This window comes from Ralstonia sp. 1138 (assembly GCF_040544795.1).
GTDB classification, from domain to species: domain Bacteria; phylum Pseudomonadota; class Gammaproteobacteria; order Burkholderiales; family Burkholderiaceae; genus Ralstonia; species Ralstonia flatus.
In genome coordinates, this window is record NZ_JBEPKQ010000001.1 from 12,635 (window position 1) to 27,903 (window position 15,269).

20 protein-coding genes are annotated in these 15,269 nt (G+C 60.2%); 9 read left to right on the forward strand and 11 right to left on the reverse strand.

Translation table 11 applies throughout. The annotated features are described in order from the left end of the window. Positions 1-10: 10 nt before the first annotated feature. The gene (locus ABIC76_RS00045) at positions 11-742 is read right to left on the reverse strand and encodes a Crp/Fnr family transcriptional regulator (protein ID WP_354532529.1); all 732 of its coding nucleotides are present in this window, start codon (positions 740-742) and stop codon (positions 11-13) included. A 146-nt stretch (positions 743-888) separates the two neighbouring features. On the opposite strand from ABIC76_RS00045, the gene ABIC76_RS00050 reads away from it, so the two are divergent. Next, the gene (locus tag ABIC76_RS00050) at positions 889-1,422 is read left to right on the forward strand and encodes an Mpo1 family 2-hydroxy fatty acid dioxygenase (protein ID WP_354532530.1); all 534 of its coding nucleotides are present in this window, start codon (positions 889-891) and stop codon (positions 1,420-1,422) included. Between the two features lie 28 nt (positions 1,423-1,450). Here the strand turns inward: ABIC76_RS00050 and ABIC76_RS00055 are convergent, their stop codons facing one another. Both ABIC76_RS00055 and fdxA read right to left on the reverse strand, forming a co-directional pair. Then, positions 1,451-2,272, reverse strand: coding sequence for a crotonase/enoyl-CoA hydratase family protein (locus tag ABIC76_RS00055; protein ID WP_354532531.1), 822 nt, complete (start codon positions 2,270-2,272; stop codon positions 1,451-1,453). A 32-nt stretch (positions 2,273-2,304) separates the two neighbouring features. Continuing rightward, on the reverse strand, positions 2,305-2,643 hold the full coding sequence (gene fdxA / locus ABIC76_RS00060; RefSeq protein WP_354532532.1) for a ferredoxin FdxA: 339 nt from the start codon (positions 2,641-2,643) through the stop codon (positions 2,305-2,307). A 207-nt stretch (positions 2,644-2,850) separates the two neighbouring features. Between fdxA and ABIC76_RS00065 the strand changes: the two genes are divergently transcribed. From ABIC76_RS00065 to ABIC76_RS00080, 4 genes are all read left to right on the forward strand, one after another. Beyond that, the gene (locus ABIC76_RS00065) at positions 2,851-3,183 is read left to right on the forward strand and encodes a hypothetical protein (RefSeq protein WP_354532533.1); all 333 of its coding nucleotides are present in this window, start codon (positions 2,851-2,853) and stop codon (positions 3,181-3,183) included. A gap of 71 nt (positions 3,184-3,254) precedes the next feature. Then, on the forward strand, positions 3,255-3,893 hold the full coding sequence (locus tag ABIC76_RS00070) for a glycoside hydrolase family 19 protein (protein WP_354532534.1): 639 nt from the start codon (positions 3,255-3,257) through the stop codon (positions 3,891-3,893). Further along, entirely contained in the window at positions 3,894-4,238 is a 345-nt protein-coding gene (locus tag ABIC76_RS00075) for a hypothetical protein (RefSeq protein WP_147213663.1), read from the forward strand. It begins immediately after the preceding gene. 264 nt (positions 4,239-4,502) lie between these two features. Then, positions 4,503-5,108 (forward strand): lysis system i-spanin subunit Rz, encoded by a 606-nt coding sequence (locus tag ABIC76_RS00080; protein WP_354532535.1) that lies wholly within the window; start codon positions 4,503-4,505, stop codon positions 5,106-5,108. Here ABIC76_RS00080 and ABIC76_RS00085 read toward each other — a convergent pair. The 5 genes from ABIC76_RS00085 to pdxR form a co-directional block, all read right to left on the reverse strand. Further along, positions 5,102-5,653: a 4-hydroxylaminobenzoate lyase gene (locus ABIC76_RS00085; protein ID WP_354532536.1), complete on the reverse strand. Its 552-nt coding sequence runs from the start codon at positions 5,651-5,653 to the stop codon at positions 5,102-5,104. The two genes, ABIC76_RS00080 and ABIC76_RS00085, sit on opposite strands and share 7 nt — an antisense overlap. 39 nt (positions 5,654-5,692) lie before the next feature. Beyond that, positions 5,693-6,376, reverse strand: a complete 684-nt coding sequence (locus ABIC76_RS00090) for an HD domain-containing protein (protein ID WP_354532537.1) — start codon at positions 6,374-6,376, stop codon at positions 5,693-5,695. Between the two features lie 21 nt (positions 6,377-6,397). Then, the gene (locus ABIC76_RS00095) at positions 6,398-6,856 is read right to left on the reverse strand and encodes a carboxymuconolactone decarboxylase family protein (RefSeq protein ID WP_354532538.1); all 459 of its coding nucleotides are present in this window, start codon (positions 6,854-6,856) and stop codon (positions 6,398-6,400) included. Between the two features lie 24 nt (positions 6,857-6,880). Next, positions 6,881-7,297 (reverse strand): cupin domain-containing protein, encoded by a 417-nt coding sequence (locus ABIC76_RS00100; protein WP_322016586.1) that lies wholly within the window; start codon positions 7,295-7,297, stop codon positions 6,881-6,883. A 118-nt stretch (positions 7,298-7,415) separates the two neighbouring features. Next, on the reverse strand, positions 7,416-8,828 hold the full coding sequence (pdxR, locus tag ABIC76_RS00105; RefSeq protein ID WP_322016587.1) for a MocR-like pyridoxine biosynthesis transcription factor PdxR: 1,413 nt from the start codon (positions 8,826-8,828) through the stop codon (positions 7,416-7,418). A 177-nt stretch (positions 8,829-9,005) separates the two neighbouring features. Between pdxR and ABIC76_RS00110 the strand changes: the two genes are divergently transcribed. Together ABIC76_RS00110 and ABIC76_RS00115 are read left to right on the forward strand one after the other, a co-directional pair. Continuing rightward, on the forward strand, positions 9,006-9,665 hold the full coding sequence (locus ABIC76_RS00110) for an HD domain-containing protein (protein ID WP_354532539.1): 660 nt from the start codon (positions 9,006-9,008) through the stop codon (positions 9,663-9,665). A 52-nt stretch (positions 9,666-9,717) separates the two neighbouring features. Continuing rightward, entirely contained in the window at positions 9,718-10,440 is a 723-nt protein-coding gene (locus tag ABIC76_RS00115; RefSeq protein ID WP_354532540.1) for an SDR family oxidoreductase, read from the forward strand. Positions 10,441-10,598: 158 nt separating this feature from the next. On the opposite strand, the gene ABIC76_RS00120 is transcribed toward ABIC76_RS00115, so the two are convergent. Continuing rightward, entirely contained in the window at positions 10,599-11,165 is a 567-nt protein-coding gene (locus ABIC76_RS00120; protein ID WP_354532541.1) for a BRO-N domain-containing protein, read from the reverse strand. A 654-nt stretch (positions 11,166-11,819) separates the two neighbouring features. Between ABIC76_RS00120 and ABIC76_RS00125 the strand changes: the two genes are divergently transcribed. After that, a complete protein-coding gene (locus tag ABIC76_RS00125; RefSeq protein WP_354532542.1) occupies positions 11,820-13,922 on the forward strand; it encodes a P-loop ATPase, Sll1717 family in 2,103 nt (700 codons plus the stop codon). Positions 13,923-14,026: 104 nt separating this feature from the next. On the opposite strand, the gene ABIC76_RS00130 is transcribed toward ABIC76_RS00125, so the two are convergent. Both ABIC76_RS00130 and ABIC76_RS00135 read right to left on the reverse strand, forming a co-directional pair. Then, positions 14,027-14,428, reverse strand: coding sequence for a type II toxin-antitoxin system HicB family antitoxin (locus tag ABIC76_RS00130; RefSeq protein WP_354532543.1), 402 nt, complete (start codon positions 14,426-14,428; stop codon positions 14,027-14,029). Positions 14,429-14,488: 60 nt separating this feature from the next. After that, the gene (locus ABIC76_RS00135) at positions 14,489-14,671 is read right to left on the reverse strand and encodes a type II toxin-antitoxin system HicA family toxin (protein ID WP_102066951.1); all 183 of its coding nucleotides are present in this window, start codon (positions 14,669-14,671) and stop codon (positions 14,489-14,491) included. 175 nt (positions 14,672-14,846) lie between these two features. Between ABIC76_RS00135 and ABIC76_RS00140 the strand changes: the two genes are divergently transcribed. After that, positions 14,847-15,254, forward strand: coding sequence for a hypothetical protein (locus tag ABIC76_RS00140; RefSeq protein WP_354532544.1), 408 nt, complete (start codon positions 14,847-14,849; stop codon positions 15,252-15,254). Positions 15,255-15,269: the final 15 nt, after the last annotated feature.

The following is a 15,269-nucleotide window of genomic DNA, read 5'->3' on the forward strand; positions in this document are numbered from 1 at the left end:
GGATGAAATTTCACCCCCTGCCCATCTCATATCCGAGCTGGTGGAGGCGCGCAAAGTCCAGCAGTTCGATTTCTCCGTAGGCCAGCCTGAGGATGCCGCGCGCTTCGAAATCCTTCAAAACCTGGTTCACGGTCTGACGGGACAGGGACAGCAACTGCGCAAGCTGCTCCTGTGGCACGTGCAGCACACGCCGCGTGCCGAGGCGCAGGTCGCCGTAGCCGTCGGCCATCAGTAGCAGGCGCCGCGCCACCCGCACGGGGGCGGGGAGGAGGGCGGTTTCTTCCAGCACGATGAAGGTCAGGCGCAGCTTGTGAGTCAGCAGCAGGGCAAACGCATGCAGCAGCGCCGGCGAGCCCTCCAGCAGGGCGATCAGCGCCGCCTGCGGCATATGCAGCAATATCGTAGGGCCGTCAGCGCGGGCGTCATGCGTGCGGGGCTGGCGGTCGAACACGCCGATCTCGCCAAACCAGTTGACCGGCTCCAGCACGGCGAGCAAGGCTTCGCGCCCGTCTGCGCTGGTGGCGCCGATGCGGATCGTGCCTTCGACCACGCAGTACAGACCGTCAGGCGCGTCGCCACGCTGGAAGAGAATCTCCCCGACCCCCAGGCGCCGCACGGCGGCAATGTCGATCAATGCGTCCTGCAAGGTGGCGTCGAGCGTGCCAAACCAACTGCTGGCGTGCAGGCGTTCGCGGTAGGAACGGGCGTCCAGCGTGCCGGATGGGGCGAGGGGGTGGTCCATGGGGGCGGCTGAAGGGCGCTTCGGAAACGTCGAATGTGTCGGCTACGCGACAGAGCGGCGTGCCGTTCACTGACTAGGATGAAACGATCATAACGAGCGTGCGGCTGGAGCGTCCATGCTGCAAACGCACAAAATCGGAGGCCCCCATGCGCAGCCTGTCTGACCATCTTTCCAACTACGCCGCTTACCATCAGGACGGCCGCAACATTGCCACGCACTTTGTCGGCATCCCGGCGATCGTGCTGGCGGTTGCGGTGTTGCTGTCGCGGCCTGTGCTGGCAGATCTGTCAGGCGTACCCTTGACGCCCGCGCTGATCGTGCTGGCGCTGACGACGCTGTTCTATCTGCGCTTGGACGCGATGTTCGGCGTGGTGATGTTCGCGTTGATCGCCGCGTGCGTTTGGGTAGGCAACCATGTCGCAGCGCATTCGACGGCGGCCTGGTTGTCAGTGGGCATCGGCCTGTTCGTGATCGGCTGGATCATCCAGTTCGTCGGCCACTATTACGAGGGGCGCAAGCCGGCGTTTGTCGATGATCTCGCAGGTCTGGTGATCGGCCCGCTCTTCCTCGTGGCCGAGACGGCGTTTGCCTTGGGTTTGCGCGCCAAGCTGCGTGACGAGGTGGTCAGCCGCTCGCACGCCATGCGCGCCGCGATGGGCGTCAAGCACGCCACCGCCTGAGCTGCCAGCGTCAGGCTATTTCTCATTTCTATTCAGACTTCGCGGCCGGCTGAAAAACCGGTGCGCGATTCTGCATGCCGGCCAGCACCGCCTCGCGCTGATTGGCCGTGCCGATCAGCCGGTCCTGCTCGACCGACTCGGCCAGCAGAATGGCAGCGGTGTCGCCGTCTTCCGCAATGCGCATCAAGCGCTTGCCCGCACGGATGGCGTCGGGACTCTTCTGGGCAATGTCGCGCGCCGCCGCCAGCGCCGCCGCGCGCGGATCGTCCACCACGTGCGTCGCCAAGCCCAGGGCGCACGCTTCTTCGCCGTTGACGATGCGGCCGCTGTAGATCAGCTCGCGCAGCCGATCCGGACGGACCAGCCCCCGCATCAGCGCGATGCCGCCCATGTCAGGCACCAGGCCCCATTTGATTTCCATGATCGAGAGGCGCGTGTCGGCGGTCACGTACCGCACATCCGCGCCCAGCGCGATCTGCAAGCCGCCGCCGTACGCGACACCATGCACCGCAGCCAACACCGGCACCGGCAGATCACGCCACACCGTGCAGGCGTACTGCGGCAGATTGGCCACGCCATGCGTGCGCTTGGCAAGACGGCCAGCGCTGATGTCGGAACCTGCATCGCTGCTGCCCAGGCTCGCCATGCTGCCCATGTCCAACCCCGCGCAGAAGGCACGACCCTCGCCTGACAACACCACGGCACGCACATCCGGCTCGCTCATCAGGCGTTCCCCCACGGTGACGAGCGCTTCGAACATGGCCGGGTCGATGGCGTTCATTTTCTCAGGGCGGTTGAGCCGGACTTCAGCCACGCCGGCGTCGATGCTGAGCAGGATGCGGTCAGTCATGGAGAGGTGTTCTGTGTGAGGTCAACGTCGAATCAATCGGGAGCGATGACCAATGCGTCGCGCTTGTCCTTCACCAGCGCCCAGTGCGCATGATCGGGCAGCGGCGGTTGCACCTTGGTCAGTCGGGGCCAGTCGGCGCGGCGCGAGAGCTGTGCGTTCAGCGCGATGAAGTCCTGCTGATCCGCCGGCACCTCGGCTGCGGGATAGATTGCGCCCACCGGGCATTCGGGCACGCAGATGGAGCAATCGATGCATTCATCCGGGTCGATTACCAGGAAATTGGGACCGGCGTGGAAGCAGTCCATGGGGCAGACGGCGACGCAGTCGGTGTATTTGCATCGGATGCAGGATTCGGTGACGACATATGGCATAACTACGCGGGGTGTTCAAAACCTGTTCAAAATTCATTCAAAATTATGCAGCATCGATCTGAACTCCGACAGGGCTCAGGCCCCGCGAGTTTTTTGCATAGACGGCGGTCATTTCGTCGTTGGTAGGGCCTAGGAGGGTTATCGACCAGACCCTGCTTGAGATACGTCCGCTTGCAGGGTGATCGGATACCGTGGAATGAAGGTGCATTGTCCGCCCCGATTCTTCGCGGCCCTCCTGCCACCCTCGTCATCCGCATCAAGCCAGCTGACATGCGGGCCACCGCCAAGGCGCAGCGCAATGCCAGCTACACCGGCACCACGCTGCCCGCCGAGAAAATCCTGCGCCTGGAAGGCTTCAAAGCCCAAGCCGATGGCGACTACCTGGCCGAAACCGTCACGCACATCTACGCCAACAAAAGCTGGCTGGTGAACGTGAGCCTGAACGGCGGCAACAGCGGCAAGGCCAAGGCGGGGCAGGGCAAGGCCAAGAAGGCGGCCAAGGTGACGAACCTGGTCATTCCGGCGCCGCCCAAGCAATAAGACACACGCGTTCGCAGTTTCGAGCGCATCCAAACAGCCCGGCACCCGGCGGGCTTTTTCATTTCCAAGCCATGAACAAACACACTTTCAGCAAGGCCGCAGCCTTGCCGCCGGCGCTCGCCGATCGCTGGTGGCCGCACATCGAAGCCACGTGCAAGCGCTTCGGCATCTCCACGCCCGCGCAACAGGCGGCCTTTATCGCGCAGATCGGCCATGAGTCCGGCGGCTTCACGCGCGTTACGGAATCCTTCAACTACGCCGTGGCGGCGTTGCCCGCCATGTTCTCGCGCGTCACGCCCGCATTGGCCGCCACGCTGGGCCGCCAGCCGGGCGAACGGGCAGTGCCGCTCGAGCGGCAGCAGCGCATTGCCAACATCGCCTACGCCAACCGCTACGGCAATGGCGATGCCGCCAGCGGCGACGGCTGGCGCTACCGGGGCCGCGGCCTCAAGCAAATCACCTTCCTGGCCAACTACCGCGAATGCGGCCATGCGCTGGATCTCGACCTCGTTGCGCGGCCCGAGCTGCTGGAGCGCGATGAATACGCCGCGCTCTCCGCCGGCTGGTACTGGTGGGCCTTTGGGCTCGGCAAGCTGGCCGACGCCGGCAAGTTTGACGAGATCACGCGCCGCATCAACGGCCCGGCCATGGAAGGCGCGGAGCCGCGCCGCGCCCGCTGGGCAGTCGCCAAACAAGCATTGGGAGCATAGATGGCACAGCCAACAGGTTGGGGCGCGCTGCTGCGCGTGTTGGACACGATTTTGCCGAGCGCAGCCGGTGCGCTGGTGTCGTTGCGCTTCATTCCGGGCACGCCCGTGCAACGCGTGGCTTCGCTGCTGCTGGGCGTGGTGTGCGCGCATTACCTCGGCAACGGCGTGATTGGCTTGTGGCAGGTGCCGGCGGGGCTGGTGTCGGATGCCGTCAAGTTCATCGCCGGCGTGTTCGGGCTGACCATCGTCGGCTACGCATACGGCGAGCTTCCGGCGCTGCGGCGCCTGGTGCACGACTGGCTGCAGCAGGCAGCCCAACGCTGGACAGGAGGCCGCAAGGAATGACGCTCACCCAAAACGACGTGCTGACCGCCATCGACATCGTGGCGCTCGTGGCCATCTGCGCGGGCGCCGCGTGGTCGGCCCTCACGCAGGCCATTCCGCACGGGCTGCGCGGCGCGCTGCTGCTGTGCGCCGTCGCCCTGTGCGCGCTCGGCAGCGCCGCCGCCTCGCTCCACGCCCATCGCGACATCGCCACCGTGCAACTGCATTGCGTGCTGGCGGTGGCGGGGCTGTGGGTTACGTACATCATCCGACAAGGGAAAGCCCATGAACTTCGCAATCGTCCGGCCCCTGGCAGTGGCAGCAGTGGCTGCAGCAGCTGCGTGGGGCTGGCAGGCCAACCGCTACGAAACGGCCATCGCGCAGATGCAACGCGACCACGCCATCGAGCGCCAGACCGCCGTCGATACCGTCGTGACGGCGCTGCAGGCTGCCATCGACAAACACCGGCAGCTTACCGACCAGCTCGACGCGCTCGACCGTACCCATTTCTCGGAGATGCAACGTGCCACCACTGAAAACACGCGCCTGCAGCGCGCTCTTGCTGCTGGCACTGTACGGATGTCAGTGCGCGCCCGTTGCCAGTCCGACGCCGGTGCCGGCGCAAGTGAAGATCAGCCCGGCCCCGGCCTGGGCGATGGAGCCGCCGGCCGATGTGAGCTATCTGGAGAGGATGCGGCGGATCTTGTCGATCTCTTCGCCGGGGCAGAGCGGGATGCGGAGAAATTGAGGTATTTGCAGGGGAGGGAGCGGACACTGCAAGGGGCCGGGCCTTGTATCGCTGCCGACGTGGACTCATGCGCGAGTGCAGAGGGTACATTCGGAAGCGTGGCGCCCGCTGCATCTCAGAGCCAGGCTGTTTCGATTCAGTGAGCAGGTGGCTTGACGTCGTATGCAATGCGTCCTGCCGGCAGGAAGAACAGTGCAATCACCGCGCCCCCTTTGGCTTCGGGGAAATGATGGCTTCCCGGCGCGGGGGCGGTCCAGCCTCCATAGCACCATCCGTTCGGCCCGGCGAGCGCGGCTCCTGGGTTCAGAGGCACAACGAGATTGAATTCACCATATGGGTGCGAATGGTAGTCGCCGCGGAAGGCGCCTTCAGGGTTGCCTTGCGTGTTGTCGGTACTGTCCATGAGCACGGCGGTGATGCTGAAGAAGAAAGTTTCCGCACATGGCGGAACAAGCCGCGCGCGGCGATACTTGGGGCCAGCGATTTCGACGTCGGCGGCCCACCCTTCTTCGACGCCAAGCGCGATAAGGCGTGCAAGATCTTTGTACAGATCGCTCTCGATGCCGTATTTGGCATTAAGCCATTGCTCTGCTTCTGTGCCCGCCGTCATGTCTTTTACTTCTTCGAGAAACGGGAGACAGCGCGCGATCAGCCGATCTTTGGCGGATGCAGAAGGTGACTGGGACATTTGCTTTTCCTTTGCTTGGCGGTTTGGCGCGTCGCTGGTTCAACTGTGCTTGTGTGCCGCGTCGTTACACATGCAAGCGTAGTGCGAGTCGTTCCACGGATTGCCCAGGATGATGCTGCAGAAGTTCAAGCGGCGAAATCCGGGGTCCTTCAGTGCAAGGACGTCGTCGTTTACCGTGCCAAAGGTCGAATCCGGTCGATGCTTCATGCCATCGTTGAAGGCATCGATGATCTGCTCTTTGAAGTTCTCGCCGCGAGGGTGAGCAGACACCACGAGCGTGCGCTGCTCTTCGGTGAACTCATCGTATGCGAGGCCGAGAACGTCCATTTCTACACCGGCGGTCACCAGTTGAACCACTGGCTTTTTGAATTGCGGAATGCCCGGAGTGGTATGCAGGGCGATCGCATCCCATACCAAGTCGATATCCTCCTCCGGAATGCGATGTTCTTGCAGGAAACGCCGAGCCGCATTTGCACCGTCAACCTCGAACCGGTTCTGGGACGTGCGGAACTGTGCGGTCAGGCCGATGTCATGGAACATCGCTCCGATGTAGAGAAGTTCGGGGTCGAACTTCAACCCCTTTCGCTCTCCCGTCAAAGCGCCAAAAAGAAAGACGCGGGTCGAGTGATGGAAAAGTAGGTCTGACTCTGTGTCGCGAATCAGGTCGGTGGCCGCACGTGCCATCACGCTGTCGGGAATCTTGATGCCGGCAATGGTCGTCATGTCGATCGCTCCTCAAGCAGCTTATTGCTGCTCAACAACAGCTTGTGGGGTGTTGCGGAAGCTGATTGCCATGCGGTTGTACAAGTTCATCAGACCCACGGCGATTGTCAGGTCAACCAGTTCGCGTTCAGTGAATACCGCGCGGGCTGCTTCGAAAGCTGAATCCGGCACACCCGTTTGAGCCACCAGCGTGACCGATTCGGCCCATGCGAGCGCGGCCCGCTCGCGGTCGTCAAACAGATGGCCCGCTTCTCTCCATGCCTGCACGAGCGCCAGCTTTTCGACCTTCACGCCTTTTTGCAGCAGGTCTCGCGTATGCATGTCCAGGCAGTAGGCGCAGTTATTGATCTGCGAGACGCGAAGGTAGGCCAGGTCGACAAGAATTGGCGAAAGGTCGGTCTGCATGACGTAGCCATAGACTCCGCCGAGAGCCTTGACGCCCGCGGGCGCGATCTGGATATAGTCAAGACGTTTGCTCATGGTATGACTCCTTGCCGTGATGCCTTATTTGAGGGGGGTGGTCAGAGGCTTGTCGCCGCTGTCTGCGACAAACACGGCGAGCAACTTTGCAGGCTGTGTGTCGCTGGCGTTGCGGCTTGTCCGGTGGACGGCGCCGGGCTCCTCAAAGAAGCTCTCGCCTGCGTGATAGACGCGCTTCGGGCCGTCATCCACCTGGGATTCGATGTCACCCGACACGACGTATGCATAGATGAAAGCCGACGCCGCATGCTTGTGTGCGACGGACGCTGCGCCGGGTGCGTAATCGACGACGACCGCGATCAACGATTTTCCGGGGATGTTCGGAATGACGTGCTGAAAGTTCGGCGTGACCGTTTCAGCCGTGCCATGTGCCGCAGCGGGCGTTGCGATGCCCAACGCCACTGCTGCGCAGGCAACTGCGAAGACTGATTGAATGTTCATGGTGGCTTGCTCCTGTGTGCCTATGCATTGTCGTGTCACCGGCGTGCACGAAAAAAGCACCAGGAATGAACATTCTTGATGTACCAAGCTGGAGGGCTCGGCAAGAATTGCTGAGCGGCTAGTGGCGCCCGCGAGCGATTTCCTCCAGGCGAGAACAGTTGGCCGCCAGCGTTCTCTCATTCACATTCGTCACGCCGAGGAGAAGCCCCTGCAGAGCAGGCTTGCGCGTGTACCACGGAGACAGAGGAACGGGGGCCAGCCCGAAGCTGCGAGCTCGGGCAGCGATATCGATGTCTGATACGGAGTGGGGAAGTGCGGCAACGACGGTCATGCCGGCCGCGGCGTGCACTCTGATGGAATCCGATGCCAGTTCATTCAAACGACGCACCAGCGCGTCCTGCCGAGCGCCATAAAGACGTTTCATGCGGCGGAGGTGCCGAAGAAAGTGACCGTCGTGCATAAACTCCGTCACCGCGTGCTGCACTGTTGCAGAGGGGGCGGGTGCGAGGCACGCCGCGATATCGCCGAACGTGGATGCCATCTCGGGCGGAACCACTAGAAATCCCAAGCGCAGTGCGGGGCTGATGGTCTTGCTGAACGTACCGATATGCAGCACGCGCCCGTGCTGATCGAGCGAGGCCAGCGCGGGTGCAGCCCGTCCTTTTAACTGCAGTTCACCAAGATAATCGTCTTCGATGATCCAGGCGCCTTGTTGTTGTGCCCAGTCAAGCAGCGCTAACCGTCGGGCAAGCGACATGGTCATCCCGAACGGAGCATGCTGGCCTGGGGTGACCACAGCCAGGGCAGCTTTGCGAGCGATCCGTTTCCCCGCGTCGATATCCAGGCCTTCTTCGTCCACTGGCACACCCGCCACCGTCATGCCCGCGAATTCCAGTGCCGTGCGCGCGAGGGGAAAGCCGGGATCCTCCATCCACGCTTGTTTGCCCTCAACCCGCACGCCGCGAATCGCGAGATTGAGCGCTCCCGAGAATCCGGCTGTGACGAACACCTGGGAAGGGCTGCATCGTATCCCGCGTGAGACACCTAGATAAGCGGCAATCTCCTGCCGCAGATCGGGCTCTCCCCTCGGATCGGGGTATCCGACAGGAGCGGCCGCAGCCCGCCGTGCAGCTCGCACCTGAATGCGTGACCAGAGCTTGAACGGAAAAGCATCTTGCGCGGGAACGCCCATCTGAAACACCAGGGGTGCTGTGCTGAAGTCGCTAAACAGATGTGGAAGCGGGGGCGCCTCGGGCGACCATCTTGTCGGCACCGCCACGGGGCGCGCGGCTACACGGGTTCCGGCTGCACCCAGCCCGATCGCGAACTGTTCGTCGACCAGGCGTTCATAAGCCGCCCGCACGGTGCCTCGTGACACGCCAAGCTGAGTGGCCAAGTCCGACCAGGAGGGGAGCCGGGCTCCTGCCGTGAGCTGGCCCGACTCGATCGCTTCTCGAATCGAGCTATAGATTTGCATCGACAGCGAGACGCGCGTCGTGCGATCAAGGCCAATAGAAAAGGGCTTCGCCATGGTCGGGATAGTACATCGAGATTTAGCAATCTTGGGCCTGTTCGATGCTCCATGGGAGGCGTAATTTCCTGGTGTATCGCTGCTGGTTGAACCTTTTGCTGAATGCATCTTTCAGGTCGGCCCGCCAGCAATAACGTACCGCAGGTAGCACTTGCTCTTCCCAGATGGAGTGGCCCCATGAAGCACGACAAAGCAGTGCCGACAAGACAGATTGCCCAGGTAGCAATTCCTGACAGCCAATTGGCGCGCGAGGCCGCTCAGCTGATTCGTGACACTGAAAGCGAGCTGCTGTTTAACCACTCAACTCGCGTCTTTCTATGGGGTGCAATGTTGGGCAAGCAGAGGCGCGTCGCCTTTGACCCAGAGCTGCTCTATGTTGCGGCCATGTTCCACGACATTGGCCTCACGCCGGCTTATCAAAAAAGCGAACTGAGGTTCGAAGTCGACGGCGCAAACGCAGCTCGCGATTTTCTGCGCAGTCGTCATGTGGACGAGGCGGACGTAGCCAAGGTGTGGGCTGCCGTGGCCCTCCATACAACTCCGGGCATTCCAGAGCACATGGACGGTGAAATTGCGTTGGTGCAGGCCGGGGCCGGGATGGATGTGGCAGGACGGGATTTCGATGCGCTGACGCCAGCGCAGCGCGCAGCCGTGGTCGCGGCCTATCCGCGCGGGGGCGATTTCGCCGCCCAGATGATCGATGCCTTCTATGAGGGGATGAAGCATCGACCCGGCACCACGTTTGGCACGTTCAATGACGATTTTTTGGCGCATAAAGATCCGAGCTTTCAGCGTACGAACCTCTGCACCATCATCCTGAATTCCAAGTGGGGCTGATCTCTCCGGCAGACCTCACAAGCTAAACCCCTAGATCTGTAGGATTTTCGCAATGCAAAAACGCACTTTTTTGGTCACCGGTGCCAGCAAAGGCATCGGCCGGGCGCTTTCCCATCGGCTCGCTGCCGATGGTCATCAGGTCGTTGGTCTTGCGCGCCAGGCTGACGATCCGAGCTTTCCCGGCACACTGGTTTCGGTGGATTTGACCGATCGCGATGCGACGGCGCAAACGCTCGATAAGCTGGTAGACCAGTACACCTTCGATGGCGTCGTCAACAATGTCGGATTCGTCCGGCTGGCGGCCTTGGAGGCTGTCGATCTGGACGACCTCGAAACATCGTTCAAACACAATCTCATCTCGGCCGTGCAAACAGTGAAGGCTTTGGTGCCCGGCATGCGTGAGCGAGGGTGGGGCCGGATTGTGAACCTCTCAAGTTTGGTGGTCCTCGGGGTTGCAAACCGGACGGCCTACGCTGCATCAAAAGCGGCAATGATGAGCTTTACACGCACGTGGGCGCTGGAACTCGCTCGGACTGGTATCACCGTGAATTCGGTCGCGCCCGGGCCGACCGAAACTGAACTGTTCCGGCAGAATACGCCCGTGGGTAGTGAGGCAGAAGAGCGCTTCCTGTCCTTGGTGCCAATGAAGCGGTTTGGCAAGCCTGACGAGTTGGCAGCAGCCGTGGCGTTCCTCTTGTCCGAAGACGCAGGATTCATCACCGGGCAAACCTTGTTTGTTGACGGTGGCGCGTCGATTGGTAAAGCGGCATTCTGATCGCTTGCCGTTTTCACCCAGAGCCAGCGGTGTGCGACATGGCTCTTGAGAGTCATGTCGCAGCCGCTCTGGCGCGATAAATGTCGCCAGAAAGAAAGAGGCGATCAAGCCCGCTGCGGCCGGAACGCCCGGCCCGCGATGCGAGCCCATCCCACCCCCTACACCCCCGCCTCAATCAAATCCGAAATCTGCACCGACGCGCGCGCAAAGTCAGTCAGCGCGCGGGCGCGCTTGTGCCGATAGCTGCCGGCGGAGATGACGACGGGTTCTTTGGCTTCGTCGTGCTGCAGGACGATGAGCATGCCGGTGTAGCGGTCTGCCTGGTAGATGTGTTTGTTGAGCAGTTGCAGCGCGCGCTCGACGTCGGCGGGGTAGAGGCTGGCGAGGTCGGCGGGTGTGCGGGCAGTGGCGGGCGCGTCGTCGATGCGCGGTTGTGCCGTGAACTGGCCGGTCTTGCGGATGGCCGGCAAGACGATGGACGTGACCCACTTGCGGAAGCGGTGCGGGACGGTGCCGGGTTTCACGGCGTCTCGGCAGCGCAGGACTAGGGTGTACATGCCGGATTCGCTGATGACGTTGGCCCGATCGTTTCCTCGGGACAAGCCCTGAATTGAAGTTAGGGCTTTCTCGTCAGCATCAAGAGAAAGAAGCGCCTTTGTCGGGTTGGTAAGTTGCAAGGCGCGGCACACGTCGGCCGCAACGAACCACGGCTCGTCGTCGCGCATGACAACGCGAAGGGCGTGCGATTCGAAATTGAAGGTGTTCGGGGTAGGGGCGAGCGCGGACGCGCTGCTGAGATTTCCAGTCATAGCAGATTCCTGTGGTGCGGTTGATACCGCCGCACCCCGACGCCAATCGAGGTGGTGGCGACCGAACGGGATTGGCGTACCGGACCACAGGAACCGGCGCCCCGTGAGGGGCTCCCGCCCGGCGCCACCATAGGAGATGCCAGACGTGCGCAAACAAAAAGCCGCGCGTAAAGATGCTAGGCGCGGCTATGTGCGCCTGTGGTATTCCGGGACGCCAATCCCGTGTGCCGGTGTTTCCGGCGACCGGCCGAGTATACGGTTGGTTGGGGTTGCGTGCAAACCGGCGGCTTACCGACCAGCTCGCGGCGCTCGACCGTACCCAATTCTCGGAGATCCAACGTGCCATCTGGAAACGATGGGGCGGATCTTCTAGGTCTGTTCGCCGGCGCAGAGCGGAACGCTTAGAAACGGAGGTATTTGCAGCGGAAGAAGAGGGCGCTGGAGGCAGCGGACGCTTGCATGCAGCTCTCTACAAAAGAGGCAGTATTGCCGTAACAATGCGCCTCGCTATAATCGGCTAGCGCTTTGGTGTGTCGTTGGGCGCCCCATTCAACTCGAACGAAGAAGCCGATGTCCAACCTTGAAAATCGTGCCAATGCGCTTGGAGATGTCCGGGCGGAGAATGACCATGCAATGCTCGACACCGCGTTCTTCGAGGGGCAAGACTACAAAATTCTCTTCGAATCCGACGACAGGTTCGTCGTAGTGGGGCGGCGCGGCACGGGGAAGAGTGCGCTGACGTATCGGCTCCAGAGGGAATGGAGAGAGAAGAAGTATTTTGTCGTCGTGGTCGCTCCCGATGAAGAAGACGTGTTCGGCTTGCGGGCCGTGGCGTCGAAGTTCGGAACGACGGTAACGCGAGTGCGCGCTGCCATAAAAACAGTTTGGCGATACGCAATGGCAATGGAGATTGCTCTCCAGCTCAATAACTACTATAAAACTAAAAAATCGGTTGGCGAGTCCGACATCTTGCTCCCTCTTTTGAGATGGGAAAAAAGTGGCTCCAATGTTATATCTCGGATCAAAGTCTCTCTAAAAAACAGCTTTCATGCCGAAGATTCGCCAGATGAGGCAATCTCCGAGTTGGCGAATAGACTCGATGTTAACCATGTAGTCGCCGAGGTTGACAAAATTCTCGCCAAGCTTGGCAGGAAGGCGATGGTTATTGTTGATCGTCTTGATGAGGGTTACGAGCCCGATGATATTGGTATAGGGATCGTTGATGGGATAATTTACGGTGCCGACGAACTTAGAAATAAGGCGAACAATATAAAGTCCGTTTTGTTTCTTCGGGATAATATTTTTAGAGCGATTCAGGCCTCTGATCAAGATTTCACGCGCAATGTTGAAGGGAGCGTCCTGCGGCTGCATTGGGATACCCAGGAACTTTTCTATCTCGTATGTCGGCGCTTACGCGCGGCTTTTGGTATCGACATTGAGAGCGATATCAAGCTGTGGAACAGCGTCACATCAAATGAACTGCACGGGCGTGAGGGGTTTCGAGCGTGCCTAAAGCTCACGCTGTATCGTCCGCGCGACTTAATTTCGTTGCTGAATACTGCTTTCCACAATGCAAAAAAACAAGAGCGTAAAACGCTGATTCCTGCTGACCTTCAGGCGTCTGCAACTCATATCTCTTCAATACGATATGACGATCTGCGTAAAGAATATTCGTCCGTATTTCCAGGGATTGGCGAGGTCACAAAAGCTGTTGCGCAATGCGGCCCGAAATTTTCCGTGGATCAAGGGTTACGCATACTTGACGACCTTCTGGAGCAACCCGGTCTGGCTGTGGAGACTGCCCTTCATATCAAGATCATCGGTGGGTCAATGGAGGTCTTGAAGACGCTTTACGGCATCGGGTTTGTTGGTGTCGAGGATGATGGGACCGGAAATTACATCTTCAGCCATGATGGCAAGAAGGCCGACCGGCTTTTCGACTCGAAATCGAACTTTCTTATCCATCCTTGCTATTGGAATGCGCTGGGCATCCGAGGCGAGGTTTCGGATAGTGCCAATGCCGAGGAAATTTTTGACGAGTACGAAATAACGATATCTTCCCTCGTCAAAGAACAACGGGATCAAGGTATTGGTCGAATGATTAGTGAGCTCAATCAGATTGAACTCGGCTTAGATCATGCGGCACAGTTCGAAGACTGGTGCAAGCGCGCAATAGAGCTAATCGCTGCACGTAGGCTGACCAACATACAGTTAAAGCCTAACGGGAATGCTTCGTCGCGGCGAGACATTGTCGCCACCAATAACGCCACGGAAGGATTCTGGCGGAGGGTTCGCGAGGACTATGGCTCCCGCCAAATTGTCTTCGAGGTTAAGAATTACGAGCATCTGGGGATTGACGAATATAGGCAAGCAAACTCATACCTCGTCAATGAGTACGGGCGCTTCGCCTTCATAATATGCCGCGACAAGCAGAAGGAACTTTCAAAAGGTGCGGATCTGGATGCGTTCCGGGAGTTTTACCAGCTCCACAGGTCAATGATTGTCAAGATTACTGCGAGCTTCGTGGTTGCAATGCTATCGAAGCTTCGCAGCCCGCAGAAATACGATACGGCTGACGAGCAACTGGAAAAACACCTAGACGCACACATCCGTTTGTACGCATCGGGTCAGTCCGATGTTGCCTCGCATAGGAGGCGCTCGAGGAAATCGTAGACGTAGCCTAGCGTACGCGGTCACGTTTTGGCGTCGACGCGCAAATGGCGCCGAGCAGACCGTCGGAAAAAGACAAAAAAAGGGCGACCAATCGGCCGCCCGTACTACCCATGCGCCATCAGCTCCATGGCCGCGCGAGCCAGAAGCCCGCTGCGTGTTTCATGCCGTTTCTCGGCAAACCGATCCAGCTTTCTGAGCACGAAGCGGGGGAGTGACACGTTGATGCGCTCCGGGGTGCGATCAAGCTCCTCGTCGTCGATTTCAACGATCGCCCAGATGGCACCCGCGTACTCGTCTTGCTTGGTCAGGTCTTCAATTTTCGAGCAGGTTACGTCTACGTCTTCGCCGAGCTCTGCCAGTGTCTGCAGATGACCCGCGATGGCCTCGCGCGTGTTGCGGATGGCTTCATCGACGGTATCGCCCCACGAGTGCACGCCGGGAATATCCGGCACCGTGACGCCATAGACGCTCCCCTCGTCTTTGTGAATCGCGATGGGGAATTGCATGGCTTTTCTTCCTAAGTTGTTACGCGACCGGTTTTGCACCTCTGCGAAAAACCGCCGGCCTCACTTCAGGCCGGCGGCTTTCTGGATGCTTCGAACTGTTCCGATTGGCAGATCCTTCTTCGGGTGTGGCACCGTCACAAGGCCCCGCTTTTCCGGATGTTTGTAGTGATGATGGCTGCCAGTGATGCGCACCAACTGCCAGCCGTCATCGAGGAGCATCCGGATTAACTGCCCAGACTGCATGGGGGTCTCCGGTTGTTCTGTGTGTAATTCTACACACAGACGCGATCAGGGCAAGGGGAAAATGTGTAGTTATGTGTGTCGGGGCTGCTCGGGGCACGAGGTGCGGTGGCGGTACGCTGGCGAGAGGCGCGAATGACCCTCAGTTGAACTGAGGGTCATCGTTACCATGCACCCATTGAGCGAAAATCATCGCTTTGCGACGTCTGAATTGCCTGCGATGGAAAATATGAACGACGTTCTTGGGGCATTGGCGCAGTCAGAACTGCTGAGGATCGCCGCGGCAGACGTTGTGGCGGACTACGGTAGTGACGTGCCCCCCACAGTTTTGTATGGGGGACTGGGACGACATCTTGCGCAACAGTTCAAGACAATGTCGGCGCAGGAGAAAACTCAGGCCTGTGACGCCATCGAGAAGGAAATGACTAGCGCCGATTCGAGGCGGGTGGAATTGGTTGCTACCGGCCTGCTTGAAGCGCTATTCAACGCTTCGCGCGCTCAATCTGTCTGGGAAGAAGTGGAGCAGTGGCTTGGGCCACGATCGCGACAGTACCTTTCGGACTGGGCTGAGTGGGCGTCGAGATGACAATCAAGTCACCGC